Genomic DNA, 16,020 nt, shown 5'->3' with positions numbered 1-16,020 from the left:
CAGCTTGTTGCGACTGATGCAGAAACTCGATCGGACGCATTGTATGGACGCTTTTTTTGAGCGCCTGACCGTACAGGCAGCCACCATCGACGAGCTGCTGTCCAACGATTTCGAAGCATTGCCGGGGCAGAAACGCGATGCCGATCTGGCTGCCCGGCGGCTGGCCGCTTGGTGTCGTTCGTCTGCCAGTGGCGATTGGTCGCTGTTTGCAAGACGGCTCGACAGAGATCGATTGTCGATCGGTCAGGTGCTGGCGAAGTTCGCGACCGTTCGTCGCCGAGCTTCCGCTTCTGCGCCGGCGTGGATCGGCGACGCAATCTGGATCGAGGCGGCATTGCAAAGCCCGAGCAAGGACCGCGATGTGATTGCGGCACCCGACCGAGCCGAGAGCTATGCGTTCGAACATCTATTTGCGCCGGTGGTTGAACAAGCCGAGTCGCTGCTTTGGACGGGCATTGACGGCCGCGCCTTCAAGAATCTGAGCGACTCCGCTCGCAGCTGTCTGCGCCATTTGCTTCTCAAGGAAGTATGTAGCCTTTCCGCTCCGGCAATTTACGAGCGTTTCGTCAAGGCGCGGAAAGCGAGCGTAACGCCGGCCGGTGCGAGGGAGACGCAACGAGACGGACGCAAATCGCAGTACGATAGGTTTATTGCCGAGATGAAGGGCGGCGGTTTGCGGCGCCTGTTCGAAGACAAGCCGGTACTGTTGCGATTAATTGCCTCGATCACTCGGCAGTGGATCGATACATCGCGTGAATTCATCATGCGCCTCGATTTCGATCTGGCGACGATCCGTCGCGATATCCTCCACTCCGGCGCCGGTAGCCAGGTCGTCCAGATCGAGGGCGATCTCTCCGACCCACACAATAGCGGCCATTCGGTCCTGATCGTGCGCTTCGAAGAGGGGTCTCGCGTCGTCTACAAGCCGAAGGACCTGCGCCTCGATGCCGCTTGGCATACACTGGTCCAGCGGCTGAACCGCGGCGGCGCTCCGGTCGAACTGAAGCCGGTGCAGGCGATCGCGCGCGACGGCTACGGTTGGACCCAGTTCATCGATCATTCTGGTTGCACCGACGACAAAGGCTGCCAGCGATTTTTTCGGCGAGCGGGCGCCTGGCTCGCGCTCTTCCATTGCTTCGCTGGCAGCGACATGCACCAGGAGAACATGATCGCTGCGGGCGAGCATCCGGTGCCGATCGACCTGGAAATGATCCTGCAGGCAACCGCCGCAGAGCACAAAGCCGATGAAATCGAGGCGCAGGCCTTCCGGGCTGCCATGGAAAGAGTCGACAACTCGGTCATGACAGTCGGCTTGTTACCCGCCTATGGGCGGTCGCCTGACAACAAGGTCTTCGCGATAGGCGGAATGAACTCGGATTGGACGTCTCGCACGCAACTTGCTTGGAGTAACATCAATTCCGACACCATGCGACCCGCGAAGACAACGCAGGTCGGCGAGACCATTCCGAACCTGCCCCATGTCGATGGCCGCTACGCAAAGTTCGGCGACCATATCGACGACTTCATTGACGGCTTCGAGGACTACGCCAAGTTCTTGTCGCAAAGCCGGGACGCACAGCAGGGCGGGCTGCTCGACGGCTTTGCAGGGCTTGCAGTCCGCAAGGTCCTTCGTCCCACCCGTTTCTACTACATGTTGCTGCAACGGCTTAAGAATCACCACAGCCTAGACGACGGCGTCACCTGGTCCGCGCAGGCGGACTTCCTGGCCAGGCTGGCGGATTGGGACGGACGCTCCGATCCGCTGTGGCCGTTGCAACGCTCCGAACGCGCGGCGCTCGTGGCGCTAAATGTCCCCCATTTCGTGTCGCAGAGCGATGGCAATGAGATTTGCGATGCAAACGGCATCTCGGTTCTGACCGAAACGACGCCGGGCCTCGGTCGCGCGCGCGCTCGTTTCGGTAGCTTCGATACGCCGGACATCGCCTGGCAGGTTGAGGTCATCCGGCAGAATACCGCCTCGGTTTTGCGGTCCGATGGCGCGGCCGCAACGGCTCAAAGAGGAAGCCGTGCTTTACGCACCGGCGCGGCGATTGCGCCGGGAAATGAGACCTTCCTTGCGGAAGCCGATAAGATCGCCGCAGACCTCGCGCGCTATGCCATCCGCAAGGGGCCAGCCGCAGCGTGGATCGGGCTCGACTGCCTGGGAGACTCCGAGGTTGCCCAGCTCGCGCCCCTTGGTGCTGCGCATTACAACGGCGTCAGCGGGATCGCGCTCTTTCTTGCCGCCCATGCCACAACAACGCGAAGCAAATCTTCCAAGGAGCTGTCGCTGGCGGCGGTCGCGCATGTGCGCAAGAACCTCAAGGGCAACAATGCGGCGCGCATGGCGCGCTCTTTGGGCACGGGCGGCGCCACCGGGCTGGGCTCGATCGTCTATGCGTTCGCGGTTATGGCGAAGTGTCTGCGAGACGATGATCTGCTCGCGGACGCGCATGTGGCGGCGAAGTTGTTCAGTGATGACCTGATTGCGGCGGACCAACAGCTCGACGTGATTGGCGGGAGCGCCGGGGGCATCCTTGGCCTGTTGCGGCTTTATCGCGACAGTCCATCTGCCGACGTGCTCGCCCGCGCGACCAAGTGCGGCGATCACCTTCTCGCGCAATCTCGTGTCGGAGACAGTGGCGGAAGCTGGCTCGGGCTCGGAAGAGGCAAGAGAGCGCTCAACGGCATGGCGCATGGCGCTGCGGGCTTCGCCTATGCGCTGACGTCGTTGGCGGCAGCGACCGGGCGCGACGAATTCGCGAACGCAGCGTCGCAATGTATCGCATTTGAAAATGCAAGCTACGACGCTCAACGCAACAACTGGCCGGAATTCCGCGGTGACGAGGGCGCGGCCTGGCCGCACCAGTGGTGTCGCGGCGCTCCCGGCATCGGGCTCGCCCGCGCCGCCAGCGCAAAGCGCGGCCAGTTGGATGCCAAACTGTTGACTACTGACGTGCGCAATGCGCTCGCCGGGGTGGAACGCGGCTGGCCCGGCCACGTGGATACGCTGTGTTGTGGAACGCTCGGCAGCATCGAATTCTTCTGCGAGGCGGCCGACGCGCTTGGCCAGGGCGATTTGCGTGAACATGCATCGCGGTGCATGGCGGCTGTCATGGAGGACGCGGCAGCAAGCGGCGATTATCGCTGGAGTATTGGCAAGCGGCAGTTCAATCTCGGACTGTTCCGCGGGCTCGCGGGCATCGGCTATACGTTGCTGCGGCGAGTCGACAGCTCGCTTCCCAACGTCCTGATCTGGGAATAGCAAAAGGCTGCCCCCGCAACCTTCCAACTGCTGCGATGCCCAATCCACTTCCGAGTCGGGTCATGAATAATAGGTCCGCTTTCGAGCGCATAGCGACAGACCCACCCCTTCGTCGGCCAAGTTGAGCCAAGCTCCGAGCCGTGATTCAAGCTCCTGATCGAGGGGCAAATATGCGATACGAATGGCATCTTCTGGGTCTACGATCCGGAGCAGCTTGGCGCGATCTACCGGAGGCGTTTGGTCCTTACACGACCTGCTACAACCGCTTCGTTCGCTGAAGGCGGGCCGGCCCGATCTGCTTCAGCCCCTATCTCTACAGCGACCGCAAACAGGGTCGAGCGGTTCTTCAATCGGATCAAGCAATGTCGTCAGGTCGCGACACGCTACGACAAGCTTGCAGCCAACTAGCTTGCCTTCGTCCAGCTCGCATCCATCCGGATATCAGACGTGAAATTAATTTCACTCAACAGTGCCAAAGCTACCGCAGCGGGTTTAGTGCCCCCTTAGCAATCTTCGTCGAGAATTGCTTGGACTTCCTGCTTGGTTGCTTTTTTATGGTCCGCATAGAATTGCGCCGCATGGTCCACTTTGGGGGCGGCTGCTTGCACGGGCGCAACGTTAATCTGCATTGTTTTTGTTTCGTGCTTCAAAGCACAGGAGTTCTGCTCCTCTGAGGCATTCTTCGACGCAAAATCGGTGGCAGCATCGATCCACTTCGTCAGAAACCCTACGGTAGGCCGGGCAGGTATAGACCAAGCGGCATAAAAAAGTTTCGCGTGATAGGTAAACTCGTCCCACCGCGCAACGCACGTCCTCAATATCGTATCTGCTTTTCCGGGCGGGCAGAGGTCACGGAATTCCACGAGTTGCTTCATTCGTTTGTTGGTCCATTGTGGGAGGTCTGGGCCGGAAACGTTTGCGACCATCAGATCCCATATTTTCGAAAGCCGCTCCGGAGTATCGGACTTCTTATTGCTTTCGGTCACTACACCCGCATTAGTCGCGGACCCTTGATAAGATAACTCGGGGCAGCTGTTTTTAGACTTTGATTCCTTTAGAATGTTTATTTGCTTTCCCCTACCCACCTTTTCTTCATCCCCGAAATTGGCGTGAGCACTTGCGAACGCAACTGTTGTTTCTCCTTGAAGACTCTCCAAGTAAGAATCTCCCTGTATTAGGAGTTGCGCATCACTGCTCAGCTCGGGTTCTGCGGCATTGCCAGAATCGACTGGTGCAAGTTGGCTCGACCCGAGGCATGCGCCCATGCGAATTTCTTCCCCGCGGGCGGTTATCCTTACGTGGGTGACGTTCTTACGACCAAACAGATGTTGCTCTGTTTCGACAAAGCCAAGATTTCTCAGCAACGCAACTGCTCTGCGATACTGGTCGTACGTGAGGCTGGTCTGCTCGCACCATTGAGCGGCGGAGTTAGCAATCCATGTATGTCCCCGGTGTGAGATTCTGGCCTTGGGCATCCAGTAGAAGATGCGATACAGCAGGTCGGCGGCATTTCCGTTGTTTGTCGCAGCCCGACACCGTGCGAGAAGATTGATTGTCTTCATTTTGGGTGCCCAGCTCCATTCCGAGCGGCAACCCACGCTGCAACCTCTACTTTTAGATACACCAGACACCGCCCACGTTTGAAGCGAGCTGGTCCGAGATTTTTAGCGTGCAACCGACGAATAGTCCGGACGGAAACATTGAATACTTGGGCAAACTCACGAATGGACATCAAGGGAGAGGCGTCGGACGACCTCCTTGCTTGTTGGGCCATTGCCCGCAGATCATTGTCTAGTTCATTCACGAACCCACCCTCCTGTCACAGGTGTCACACTTTCGCGCAATTAACTGCTTGCGCAATGACCCATATGGAAGGCGGACTCTCTCCTATACCGGCAACGTCGATCAACGTCAGATCAACGACGACAGATCAACAGCGGCGTACGATACTTTGTCCACTGCGGACTTCAGCTGGCTGAGCATGGCTCCGCCGCCATATTGACTGTGAACGCTTTTATCAGAATGACCCGCGAGAGCCTTATTGATGTACTCGGGCGTTTCTGCCGCGCGAAGCGCGTCTAGAAAATTGTGTCTGAAGCTATGAAATGCAGTCCTGGATGATTTGAAACCAACGTGTCCGGCAAAACGTCCCCACCACTTGCTGAAATGGTGAGAGTGATAGCCATCGGCTCCCTTTTTTATCTCCGGGAAAATTCGACCTGCTTGTTGGCCCGACTGTACATAGTCGAGGAGCCCTATGTCGATGAGCGTGCGATGAATGGGCACCCTGCGTTTGCTTGATGCCGTTTTTAGCGATTTGCCTTCGCCCTTGGTAATATCAAAGAACCATACGTCGTTCTCGAGCTTAACATCGGTCTTTAGGAGCTGAAGGATTTCGCCAAGCCGCATTCCGGAGAAAAGCCCAATCAACGGCACCCAGAAGTACCCATCGCGAACAAGGAGCTGCCCAGGTTTGTGACGGCACTCTTCTGATTTATGGCCGGTATAGACGGGAGAGCTGAAAATCTTGACCAACTGCTCAGGCGAATAAGGATCACGCTGTTCACCTGGAATGAGTTTCTTGACCCCAGCCACCTTCACGTTCGCACCTGGGACCTTGTCGAGATATCCCTCGTTACAAGCAAAGATCAAAATCTGTTTGAACATCGTGAAATACTTATCTTGGGTCTTCACGGAGAGTGAAGCGCCCGCAACGTTAGCTTCCACGGCCTCTTTGATGCTCAAGCCGCTGTTGGCTGTCACCTTCATGTAATTCGAAGGTACCGAGGCCAGGGCGTCTCGGACACATTTTACATCGTCGATACCCAATGAAGTCATAGGCTTGTCTGCGCCAACGAGTTCAGTGGCCAGCGCGATGACCCGCTTGACGTCAGCTGCGGTCTTCGGGGCCCAGTCGTTCTTACTTTTGAAGTCAAAGAACTGCTTTGCAACCATTCCAAAAGTGGAGCCTGTGGACCCGGCCTTCGCCTCGTCCCCAGGGATTGGAGGCAAATCAGTTGCAGCGAGGCCCGCGAACCATGGGTCCTTGGGAGCTGTCTCGTGGTATTCGCCGCCTAGTTGGGCTGCCAATATTCGTGCGCTCTCGATTTTGGCCCGAAGAACGGCGTTACAGGCAAACTGGAACGCATCAGACGGCTTTGTATCCGCATCCGGATTGGTTGGGTTCAGTAACGCGCGGGCATCTGACTGAACACTGTGTGAGAAATGCTGCTTCTTCAGTGCTTCCCGCATTTCGGCCGCGAGCTGCTCCGCGCCGGAAATTTCGAAATCGATGTCGATTAGCGGATCGGTTGGAAGCAGCAGGGCGAGTTCAAGAGACTTGTTGAGTTGGACTTTAAAGTAATCCTTTGCCCTGTTCACGATTACATCGTTCGATACATCCGCCATCGAGCCCAGCTTCCTAAAAAGCGCTTCGAGCCTGTTGCTCAGAACACGCCCACGCATCTTCGCTGACATTACGTCGGAAGTTCGAAGGGAAGCTTTGATCTCTCGCTTGCCGACCAATTTAGTCAGAGAGAGCGGGACTGCGATCCGGAAATAGAACTGAGACCCGCGTTTCACGACATGGGACTGCGGCATATCGACGTGCTTTCTGTACCAGGGCTCTGTCCCAGTCGGAGAAGCTGCCGATAGCTCTTTCTAATATCGCAATGAGACCAGATAGTTATTCGGGTCTGGCGGAGAGGGAGGGATTCGAACCCCCGATAGGCTTGCACCTATGCCGCATTTCGAGTGCGGTGCATTCAACCACTCTGCCACCTCTCCTTGGGTGCCGATGAGGGGCAGGAACCCCTGTGGTCGGGGCGTGTAATAGGCGAGGATGGCGGGCCAGACAAGGCGCGAAAGGCGAAAATCCGCCGCCTCTTTGCTCCTCTCTCCTTCATCTCTCCTTCATCCCAAGGGAACCGCCATGGAGCATCTGACGATCAAGGCCAATGGCGCCAGTCTCCACCTGGCGCGCACCGGACAGGGCAAACCACTGCTTTTGCTGCATGGCTGGCCGGAATTCTGGCTGACCTGGGAGCCGGTGATGGCGCGGCTTGCGGACCGATTCACGCTGATCGCGCCCGATCTGCGCGGCTTTGGCGACAGCGACAAGCCGGACGGGCCGTACGGTGCCGATGGCCATGCGGCGGACATGCTGGCGCTGATGGACGGGCTTGGCATCGCGCGATTCGGCGTGGTCGGCCATGACGTCGGCGGCGCGGTGATGCAGCCCTTGGCTCGGCACGCACCCGAGCGGCTCGCCGGGCTGTTCTTCTTCGATTTCGTCTATCCCGGCATCGGGCCGCGTATGGCGGCGCCCGACCGGCTCAACCACATCTGGTATCAGTCCTTCCACCAGATGGAGATGGCACCGCGGCTCGTCGGCGCGAACCGCGAAAGCTGCCGTCTCTACGTCAGTCACTTCCTCAAAGGCTGGGCTCACCGCAAGGACGCCTTCGATGACGTGCTCGACGATTTCGCCGACAACTTCGTCAAGGACGGCAATCTCGCCGGCGGCTTTGCGTATTATCGCGCCGCGCATGCGGCCCGAATCAAGACGATGCAGGGCGAGACGCCACAGCTTCCGCCGATCGCCGTGCCGACCTGCATCCGCTGGGCCGAGCACGATCCGCTGTTTCCCTATGCCTGGACCGATCGGCTGGGCGAGACTTTTGGCGATTTCGATCTCGCGATGTTCGGGGATGTCGGACATTTCCCGCATCGCGAGAATCCCGACCATGCGGCGAGCGAGATCGCGACATTCTTTCAGCGGATAGGCTGGAACTGACCCCGAAATGGGGTGGGACCGCCAGACGCGGTAAACACTGGCGGTCCCGTATCGCTCATTGAAATGCTAGCCGGGAAGGGCGGCTTCGCCGGCCAGGTGAAGCGACGATTCGACCCTAACGTGCGGCCGGTGCGCCGCAACGCAATCCGGTCCTTAACCTAACCAGTCAAGGTTACTCCTTGTCGTTCTTGCTCTTTTTCTTGCCGTTCTCCGTAGAATCCCGGTCCTTGTCTTTTCCGTTGCCGCTCTCCTTGCGACGGTTGGTGAAGCGCGCATTGCCGAGCCCGGTGCCGATGGTGAGCACGCCCCAGCGCTCGACATCCTGCATGAACGGCACCTCGGAGAGCCCCTGAACCACGCCGTCATTGTGCATCAGGATCGCGGTGTCGTGCTCGCCGACTTGCGGGATGCCTTCGATCAGGCTCGCCGGCAGGTTGAATTTGCTGCTCTCCCAATTGCCCGGCAGGTTCTGCGCGCCCTTTTCGATGGAGCCGTCCTCCTTGATCACGCCGGGACAGGCGATGCCGATGAACGGCGCGAGCTTGAGGTCCTCATTGTCGGCTTCTTCGATCAATCCCTTCAGCATCTTGGTCAGCCGTTTCACCGCGCCTTCGCGGGTCGGCTCATCATCGGCATGACGCCACAGCTCGGCCTTCCAGACCGAGGCTTTCGAGAGATCCTTCGCCTTCTTCCAGGAGGTTTCGACCACGCCGCAGCGGATATTGGTGCCGCCGATATCGACGGCGAGAATGCCGTCGTAACCCTCGAAAATCCAGGATGGCGCCAGATGCAGCGCGCCGAGCAGGCCCGCCTCGTCCGGATGGTGGCCGATCGGCAGCATGTCGATCTTGAACCCATCGGATTTCAGGATGATCTCGGCGCGCGCGATCGCGAGCTCCCCGAGCCGGGAATCGCGAAAGCCGCCGCCGACCACGATCCGCTCGGTCTTGGCCCAGGCCTTCGACTTGAGGAAGCGGCGCGTGACATAGGCGAGCTCCTGGGCAAAGTCCTCGATCGCGCTATGCACCACGGCGGAGGCTTCGGTGTCGTCGCCGACCAGCATCGCATCCAGCGTCTTCTTGCTGATGCTCTCCGACGGCTCCTTGCCGAACGGGTCCTCGCCGGTCTTGCGCAGCGGCTTGCGCCAGCGGTCGAGGATCTCGCGAAACGCGCCCTTGCTGGCGCGATCGCCGAGAAAGCCGTCGTCGTCCTTCATCTCGATGTTGAAGCTGTCGACATCCACCGACGGCAGGCGGCCCGCGCCGTGGTTGGCGATGCCCGTGGTCTTGACCAATTCGTCTGTTGCCATCGGGAGCCCTTGCCCGCTTGGAAATGCCGGGGACAACGGTGGGGGAACTCGTTGGTTGCAGCCGCGGCCATTTTTCCCTAAGCAGGTCGGGGCCATGAAAAGCCGGCCAAATCCTTCAGATTCGGGCCATTTTCGCCCGGGTTTTCCTTGACTCGGGGCCTTAAGCGGCTATAAGTCCGGCCATCCGGCGCGGGAGTTCTCGCGCCGCTTGCTTTTGCGTGGTTTTTCAATGGGATACCCCAGCCGCGCAAAAATCGTAAACCCATAGCGACTGACAAAAAGCCGACCCGGACGCCTCCGCGTCCCGAGGCCGGGATTGAACACGAAGGAAAAAAACGATGTTCGCAGTCATCAAAACCGGCGGCAAGCAGTACCGTGTCGTTCCGGATGATGTCTTGGAAGTTGGCAAGATCGCCGGCGAAGTCGGCACGATCGTGCAGTTGAATGAAGTTCTGGTGGTCGGCGGCGACACGCCGGTCCTGGGCGTCCCGACGGTTGCCGGTGCATCCGTTGCGGCCGAGGTGCTTGACCACAAGCGCGGCCCGAAGGTGATCGCCTTCAAGAAGCGCCGCCGCAAGAATTCGCGCCGCAAGCGTGGCTACCGCGACGAGATCACGGTGCTCCGCGTCACCGAGATCCTGACGGACAACGCCAAGCCTACCAAGGGCCCGCGTCCGAAGAAGGAAAAGGTGGCGAAGGAAGCCGCCGAATAAGCAAAGTTGATCACGCCAATTCACGAATTGATGCGTGAGAAATTGTGAAATGATTCCGTCAAGGAATTGATCTAGAAATATGCAGGATTTCGGAGACGAGCTATGGCTCATAAAAAAGCAGGCGGTTCATCGCGTAACGGACGCGATTCGAAGGGCAAGCGCCTTGGCATCAAGGTGTTCGGCGGGGAGCGCGTGATTCCCGGCAACATCATTGCGCGTCAGCGCGGCACCACCTGGCATCCCGGCCTTAATGTCGGCATGGGCACGGACCACACTCTGTTCGCCAAGGTGGAAGGTCGCGTTGCGTTCCAGGCTAAAGCCAACGGCCGCACCTTCGTATCGGTACTCCCGATCGCAGAGGCGGCTGAATAGACGGTGGATCAAATTTGGAGTCCGCCGGGTCCTGACCAAACCGGCGGAGTCCAGAAATAGGCTCCAGGGGAGGCGGGAAACCGGCCTCCCCTTTTCGTTGACTTAGTGACTTTGACGGAGCCGAAGATGTTGCAGGATTTTTCGAGTGCGACCTTGCGAGAGGCGAGACCGAGCGTCGTCGCCACCGAGCGGCTGACACTGCGCCGCCCGACGCTTGCCGACGTCAGGGCCATCGCCCAACTCGCCAACGATCGCCGCATCGCGGAGAACACCCGCCGCCTGCCGCACCCCTATTCGGCTGATGACGCCGTCGAATTCGTCCGCGCCACCGCCGAGCTCGGCAGTGAGACCGTGTTCCTGATCGAGCACGACACCACACCGGTCGGCATGGTCGGCATCGACTGCTCCACCCCCGACAATGCCGAACTCGGCTACTGGCTCGGCGTCGAGCACTGGGGCAAGGGCTTTGGCACCGAAGCGGCGCGCGGCGCGATCGACTTCTTCTTCGAGGAGTTCGACGACGACCACCTCTATGCCGGTGCCCGCGTCACCAATCCGACCTCGCGCAACGTGCTGGAGAAGTGCGGCTTCCAGTGGAGCGGCGTTCAGCTTCACCGCTTCCTGTCGCTCGGCTCCTCCACCCCCGTCGACTGCTTCCGCCTGACCCGCGGGGTGTGGTCGTCGCTGAAGAGCTGGAGCAGTGCGAGAAGGGTGAGGTAGGGGGCTGCCGACCACCCTCCCCTGGAGGGTAGGGGCGTCGCATATGAAAGAGAGCTTGGTAGGCAGCCGCGTTGCGGCCCATCCGTCGAGACGCCCGCTGTAGGCGGGCTCTCAGGATGAGGTCTCATTTCGCGGCGAGATCCCAGACCCTCATGGTGAGGAGCGCCGCCTTACGGCGCGTCTCGAACCATGAAGGCCCGAGCGCGTTCGCGCCACAAGCCCACATGCGATTCCCCTGCCCTCCAGGGGAGGATAAGCATCAAACCGGCGGATTCACCTGCTCGTCCTGCCGGCCGAGATCGCGTTCGCGCAAATAGATGTAGAGGCCAGCGCCGATGATGATGGCGGCGCCGACGATGGTGGCGATCTGCGGCACGTCGCCGAACACGACGAAGCCGAAGATCACGGCCCAGACGATCATCGAATATTGATAGGGCACGACGACGCTGGCCGGCGCGAGCTTGAGCGAGCGGTTGACGCAGAACAGCGCCGTCACCGAAACGCATCCCGCCAGCGCGAAAATCACGAGGCTGCCCTTGGTCGGCGGCACCCAGTGAAATGCCGACAGCACTGCGCCAAGCAGGAACGTTCCGACAAACTGCGATGACGCCATCACGATGTCGGGCGTTTTGCGCAGGCTGCGCGTGATCAGCATCAACGTCGCGAACGACAGGCTGCCGCCGAGCGCGATCAGCGCCGGCATGCTGATCGTCTGTGCCGAGGGGCGCAGCGCGATCAAGACACCGCAGAAGCCGATCAAGATCGCCGTCCAGCGCCGCCAGCCCACCTTCTCACCCAGGAACAGCGCCGACATCGCGGTGACGAAGATGGGGCCGGCGAGATAGTAGGTGATGACGTCGGCGAGCGGCAGATAGACGGTCGCGAGGAAGAAGGCCGCCACCTCCAGCGTCGACAGCGTGACGCGAAAGAGCTGCAGCCATGGCCGCTCCAGGTTCAGGAAACCACGGCGCTGCCGCCAGATCAGCGGCGTCAGCAGAACCAGCGCCGCACAGGCACGCAGAAACAGGAGCTGCCCCACCGAATAAGTCCCGACCAGGAACTTGCCCATGGCGTCGCCGAACGAGAACATGAAGATCGACAGCACCATCAGCGCGATGCCGGCGAGGCGCGCGGAGCGGTCGTCATAAGCGGAGAGATTCTTGAAGAGGGACATTGCTGTCGTTCGTGGAAAACCCGTCATTGCGAGGAGCTCTTGCGACGAAGCAATCCAGTCCGTTTCCGCGGAGACAGACTGGATTGCTTCGCTGCGCTCGCAATGACGAGCGGAGAGAGCGTCGGGAACCGGCGACTAGAGTCGCTTGCAGCCGTTTTAATGGCGCAGGCGCGCCGGACAAGCCCACGGCGAGCGAATTGAACGGATTGTCGCACCCTTCGCATCGCGGTAGCGATAGGTGTTCACCGACAAAGAGCCAAAGACATGACCGAGTTCGATCCGGCCCAGCACCGCATGATCTCCCAGCAACGCTGGTTTGAAGATTTCGTGGTCGGCGAGCGCTTCGTGCTGCCGAGCCGGACCCAGACCTCGGCGGTGTTCGCGGCGTTCCAGACCGCGAGCGGCGACACCCATCCGGTGCATTACGATGTCGAATATTGCCGCGCCCGCGGCATGCCGCATCTGCTTGCGCACGGGTTTCAGACGCTGATCCACACCGCGCCGGGCGCGGGCCTCTTCCCGTTCATGGTCGAGGAGTCCCTGGTCGGCTTCCTCGAACAGTCGAGCCGGTTCCTCAAACCCGTGTTCGCCGACGACACCATCTATCCCGCGCTCGAGGTCACCGAGTTGACGCCGGGACGCTCGACCGGCGTGGTCACCCTCACAAGCACCGTATTCAACCAGCGCAGGGAGCTGGTGCTGGAGGGCACGCAGAAATTCCTGATCCGCCGCCGGCCGACAGGTTAAGCAACGGGCGAAAATCGCCGAAATTCGGCCGATTCACGGGCAAGTTCGGGTTGCCGGGCGTGCCCGGCTGGCCTACCTATGACCCATGAAATTCCTCGACGAAGCAAAGGTCTATATCCGCTCCGGTGACGGCGGGAACGGCTGCGTGGCGTTCCGCCGCGAGAAGTTCATCGAGTTCGGTGGCCCCTCCGGCGGCAATGGCGGCCGCGGCGGCAATGTCATCATCGAGGTCGCCGACGGGCTCAACACGCTGATCGACTACCGCTACCAGCAGCATTTCAAGGCCCAGAAGGGCGAGAACGGCATGGGTTCGGACCGCCACGGCGCCAACGGCAAGGCGATCGTGCTGAAGGTCCCTGTGGGCACGCAGATCTTCGACGAGGACCGCGAGACGCTCATTCACGACTTCACCAAGGTCGGCGAAAAATTCGTGCTGGCCGAGGGCGGCAATGGCGGCTTCGGCAACGCGCATTTCAAGTCCTCGACCAACCGCGCGCCGCGCAACGCCAATCCCGGCCAGCCCGGCGAGGAGCGCTGGATCTGGCTGCGGCTGAAGCTGATCGCGGATGCCGGCCTCGTCGGCCTGCCCAATGCCGGCAAGTCGACCTTCCTGGCCGCGGTCAGCGCCGCCCGGCCGAAGATCGCCGACTATCCCTTCACCACGTTGCATCCGCAGCTCGGCGTCGTGAATGCCGATGGCCGCGAATTCGTGCTGGCCGACATTCCAGGTCTCATCGAGGGCGCGCACGAAGGCGCAGGTCTCGGCGATCGCTTCCTCGGCCATGTCGAGCGCTGCCGCGTGCTGCTGCATCTCGTCGATGCAACCTGCGAGCATGCCGGCAAGGCGTACAAGACTGTACGCAAGGAGCTCGATGCCTATGGCGGACAGCTCACCGACAAGATCGAGATCGTCGCGCTGAACAAGATCGACGCGGTCGAGCCGGACGAGTTGAAGAAGCAGAAGGACCGCTTGAAGCGCGCCGCCAAGAAGACGCCGCTGCTGCTCGCGGGCGCGACCGGCCAGGGCGTCAAGGAAGCGCTGCGCGCACTTGCCGACGTGATTGGCGAAAGCCCGGTGTCGAGCAAGGCCAAGAGCGCCGCCGAAGCAGAGCCGTGGTCGGTCGACGTCGAGCGTTGAGTCCGGCCCGCTTGTCTTCGCTGGCGCGATAGCGCAGCATCCGGCAATCAAGAAGAAGCAGGGGCAGGGCATGGCGCGCGCGAAGAACGTTCTCTGGATCATGTGCGACCAGCTTCGCTACGACTATCTCGGCTGCACCGGCCATCCGACGCTCAAGACGCCCAACATCGACGCCATGGCGAAGCGCGGCGTGCTCTTCACCAACGCCTATGTGCAGTCGCCGATCTGCGGCCCGTCGCGGATGTCGTTCTACACGGGGCGCTACATGCGCTCGCACGGCTCGCACTGGAACGGCTGGCCGCTGCGTGTCGGAGAGCCCACGCTCGGAGATCACCTGAAGAAGATCGGCGTGCGCAACGTGCTGGTCGGCAAGACCCACATGGCGCCCGATCTCGAAGGCATGAAGATGCTCGGCATCCCGCCGGAATCGATCATCGGCGTGCACGTCGCCGAGTGCGGTTTTGAACCTTATGAGCGCGACGACGGCCTGCATCCGACCGGGCGGCCGCGCCCGAAATACGATGAGTATCTCCGCAAGCAGGGATTCGAAGCCACCAATCCCTGGGAGCATTGGGCGAATTCAGGCGCGGCGGAAGATGGCAGTCTGCAGAACGGCTGGCTGCTGGTGCACGCCGACAAGGCCGCGCGCGTGCCGGACGAGCACTCCGAGACGCCCTACATGACGCGGCGCGCGATGGACTTCATCAGCGAGGCCGAGACCGACGGCCGGCCGTGGTGCCTGCATCTGTCCTACATCAAGCCGCACTGGCCCTATATCGCGCCCGAACCCTACGCCAGCATGTACAAGACGGCGGACATGATTCCGGTGATCCGCTCCGAGCGCGAGCGGCAGAACGCGCATCCGGTGTTCGGCGCCTACATGGACATGCGCTACTCCCGCAACATGGCGCGCGACGACACCCGCGAGAAGGTGATCCCGACCTATATGGGCCTGATCACCCAGATCGACGACCAGATGGGCGTGCTGATGCAATTCCTGGAGGAACGCGGCCTCCTCGATACGACCATGATCGTGTTCACCTCCGATCATGGCGACTATCTCGGCGATCACTGGATGGGCGAGAAGGACCTGTTCCACGAGCAGTCGGCAAAAATCCCGCTGATCGTCATCGATCCCTCCAAGGAAGCCGACGCCACGCGCGGCACGCGCAGCGATACGCTGGTCGAGGGCATCGATCTCGCGCCGACCTTCGTCGATTATTTCGGCGGCAAGGTGCCGGCGCACATTCTCGAGGGCCGTTCGCTGTTGCCGCTGCTGCGCGGTCCAACGCCGTCGGACTGGCGCAAGGTGGCGTTCTCCGAATACGACTATGCCATGCAGGATGTCCGGCTGAAATTGAACCAGCCGATTGAGCGCTGCCGCCTGTTCATGGTGTTCGACGGCCGCTGGAAATATATCCACGCCTCCGGCTTCCGCCCGATGCTCTATGACCTCGAAACCGACCCGCAGGAATTCGTCGATCGCGGCGATGATCCCGAATGCGCCGGCATCATTGCGCGGCTTCAGGCGGAGCTGTTCGACTGGGCGCTGCACCCCAACGATCACATCACCACACCCCGTGAGAAGATCGCGGCCTATGCCGACAACCAGCTCCAGGTGAAGGGCGGCATTTTGATCGGCATCTGGGACGAGAAAGAGCTGGCGGCAATCCAGGACGGAATCGCTCAGCGCGCGAAGCCATAGGCCCCTCATGGTGAGGAGGTGCTTAAGCGGCTCCTCATGTGATGCGCTGATAGCAGGCTCCGCTCTCCCCACGTCATTCCGG

General features: G+C 60.7%; 13 protein-coding genes, 1 tRNA gene and 3 pseudogenes. 10 read left to right on the top strand and 7 right to left on the bottom strand.

The features are described from left to right. The first annotated feature begins 16 nt into the window (after nucleotides 1–16). The 3 genes and pseudogenes from AXW67_RS14800 to AXW67_RS40480 all read left to right on the top strand — a co-directional run. Nucleotides 17–3,265: a type 2 lanthipeptide synthetase LanM family protein gene (locus tag AXW67_RS14800; RefSeq protein WP_082907887.1), complete on the top strand. Its 3,249-nt coding sequence runs from the start codon at nucleotides 17–19 to the stop codon at nucleotides 3,263–3,265. A gap of 180 nt (nucleotides 3,266–3,445) precedes the next feature. After that, nucleotides 3,446–3,540 (top strand): annotated as a pseudogene (locus AXW67_RS40485) (transposase); the annotation flags it as partial. A gap of 52 nt (nucleotides 3,541–3,592) precedes the next feature. Next, a pseudogene (locus tag AXW67_RS40480) lies at nucleotides 3,593–3,673 on the top strand (IS5/IS1182 family transposase); the annotation flags it as partial. Between the two features lie 95 nt (nucleotides 3,674–3,768). Here AXW67_RS40480 and AXW67_RS41855 read toward each other — a convergent pair. The 5 genes and pseudogenes from AXW67_RS41855 to AXW67_RS14785 form a co-directional block, all read right to left on the bottom strand. Next, nucleotides 3,769–4,827 (bottom strand): hypothetical protein, encoded by a 1,059-nt coding sequence (locus AXW67_RS41855; protein ID WP_145927617.1) that lies wholly within the window; start codon nucleotides 4,825–4,827, stop codon nucleotides 3,769–3,771. Continuing rightward, nucleotides 4,824–4,997, bottom strand: coding sequence for a helix-turn-helix transcriptional regulator (locus AXW67_RS45035; protein ID WP_430648715.1), 174 nt, complete (start codon nucleotides 4,995–4,997; stop codon nucleotides 4,824–4,826). The genes AXW67_RS41855 and AXW67_RS45035 overlap by 4 nt, the downstream gene beginning before the upstream one ends. Nucleotides 4,998–5,176: 179 nt before the next feature. Further along, on the bottom strand, nucleotides 5,177–6,673 hold the full coding sequence (locus AXW67_RS14790) for a site-specific integrase (RefSeq protein WP_161491257.1): 1,497 nt from the start codon (nucleotides 6,671–6,673) through the stop codon (nucleotides 5,177–5,179). 18 nt (nucleotides 6,674–6,691) lie between these two features. Next, nucleotides 6,692–6,865 (bottom strand): annotated as a pseudogene (locus AXW67_RS45030) (DUF6538 domain-containing protein); the annotation flags it as partial. Between the two features lie 96 nt (nucleotides 6,866–6,961). Next, a tRNA-Ser gene (locus AXW67_RS14785) sits at nucleotides 6,962–7,051 on the bottom strand. 145 nt (nucleotides 7,052–7,196) lie between these two features. On the opposite strand from AXW67_RS14785, the gene AXW67_RS14780 reads away from it, so the two are divergent. Next, complete coding sequence (locus AXW67_RS14780; RefSeq protein ID WP_063678463.1) at nucleotides 7,197–8,060, top strand: alpha/beta fold hydrolase; 864 nt, start codon at nucleotides 7,197–7,199, stop codon at nucleotides 8,058–8,060. A 172-nt stretch (nucleotides 8,061–8,232) separates the two neighbouring features. Here the strand turns inward: AXW67_RS14780 and AXW67_RS14775 are convergent, their stop codons facing one another. Beyond that, a complete protein-coding gene (locus AXW67_RS14775) occupies nucleotides 8,233–9,369 on the bottom strand; it encodes an ROK family protein (protein WP_063678462.1) in 1,137 nt (378 codons plus the stop codon). A gap of 338 nt (nucleotides 9,370–9,707) precedes the next feature. Here AXW67_RS14775 and rplU point away from each other — a divergent pair, with 338 nt between their 5' ends. From rplU to AXW67_RS14760, 3 genes are all read left to right on the top strand, one after another. Further along, the gene (gene rplU, locus AXW67_RS14770) at nucleotides 9,708–10,082 is read left to right on the top strand and encodes a 50S ribosomal protein L21 (RefSeq protein WP_027554524.1); all 375 of its coding nucleotides are present in this window, start codon (nucleotides 9,708–9,710) and stop codon (nucleotides 10,080–10,082) included. 102 nt (nucleotides 10,083–10,184) lie between these two features. Then, nucleotides 10,185–10,454 (top strand): 50S ribosomal protein L27, encoded by a 270-nt coding sequence (gene rpmA, locus AXW67_RS14765; protein ID WP_027554523.1) that lies wholly within the window; start codon nucleotides 10,185–10,187, stop codon nucleotides 10,452–10,454. A 126-nt stretch (nucleotides 10,455–10,580) separates the two neighbouring features. Further along, nucleotides 10,581–11,174, top strand: a complete 594-nt coding sequence (locus AXW67_RS14760; protein ID WP_063678494.1) for a GNAT family N-acetyltransferase — start codon at nucleotides 10,581–10,583, stop codon at nucleotides 11,172–11,174. 259 nt (nucleotides 11,175–11,433) lie between these two features. On the opposite strand, the gene AXW67_RS14755 is transcribed toward AXW67_RS14760, so the two are convergent. After that, nucleotides 11,434–12,348: a DMT family transporter gene (locus tag AXW67_RS14755; protein ID WP_063678461.1), complete on the bottom strand. Its 915-nt coding sequence runs from the start codon at nucleotides 12,346–12,348 to the stop codon at nucleotides 11,434–11,436. Nucleotides 12,349–12,612: 264 nt separating this feature from the next. Between AXW67_RS14755 and AXW67_RS14750 the strand changes: the two genes are divergently transcribed. From AXW67_RS14750 to AXW67_RS14740, 3 genes are all read left to right on the top strand, one after another. Next, nucleotides 12,613–13,095 (top strand): MaoC family dehydratase, encoded by a 483-nt coding sequence (locus tag AXW67_RS14750; RefSeq protein ID WP_063678460.1) that lies wholly within the window; start codon nucleotides 12,613–12,615, stop codon nucleotides 13,093–13,095. Nucleotides 13,096–13,180: 85 nt separating this feature from the next. Beyond that, a complete protein-coding gene (obgE, locus tag AXW67_RS14745; RefSeq protein WP_027554519.1) occupies nucleotides 13,181–14,233 on the top strand; it encodes a GTPase ObgE in 1,053 nt (350 codons plus the stop codon). Between the two features lie 70 nt (nucleotides 14,234–14,303). Continuing rightward, nucleotides 14,304–15,938 (top strand): alkaline phosphatase family protein, encoded by a 1,635-nt coding sequence (locus AXW67_RS14740; RefSeq protein WP_063678459.1) that lies wholly within the window; start codon nucleotides 14,304–14,306, stop codon nucleotides 15,936–15,938. The last annotated feature ends 82 nt before the right edge of the window (nucleotides 15,939–16,020 follow it).

It is taken from the genome of Bradyrhizobium neotropicale (genome assembly GCF_001641695.1).
Taxonomy (GTDB): domain Bacteria; phylum Pseudomonadota; class Alphaproteobacteria; order Rhizobiales; family Xanthobacteraceae; genus Bradyrhizobium; species Bradyrhizobium neotropicale.
Note: the sequence above shows the minus strand (reverse complement) of the source record. Positions and strands in the feature narration are given on the sequence as shown.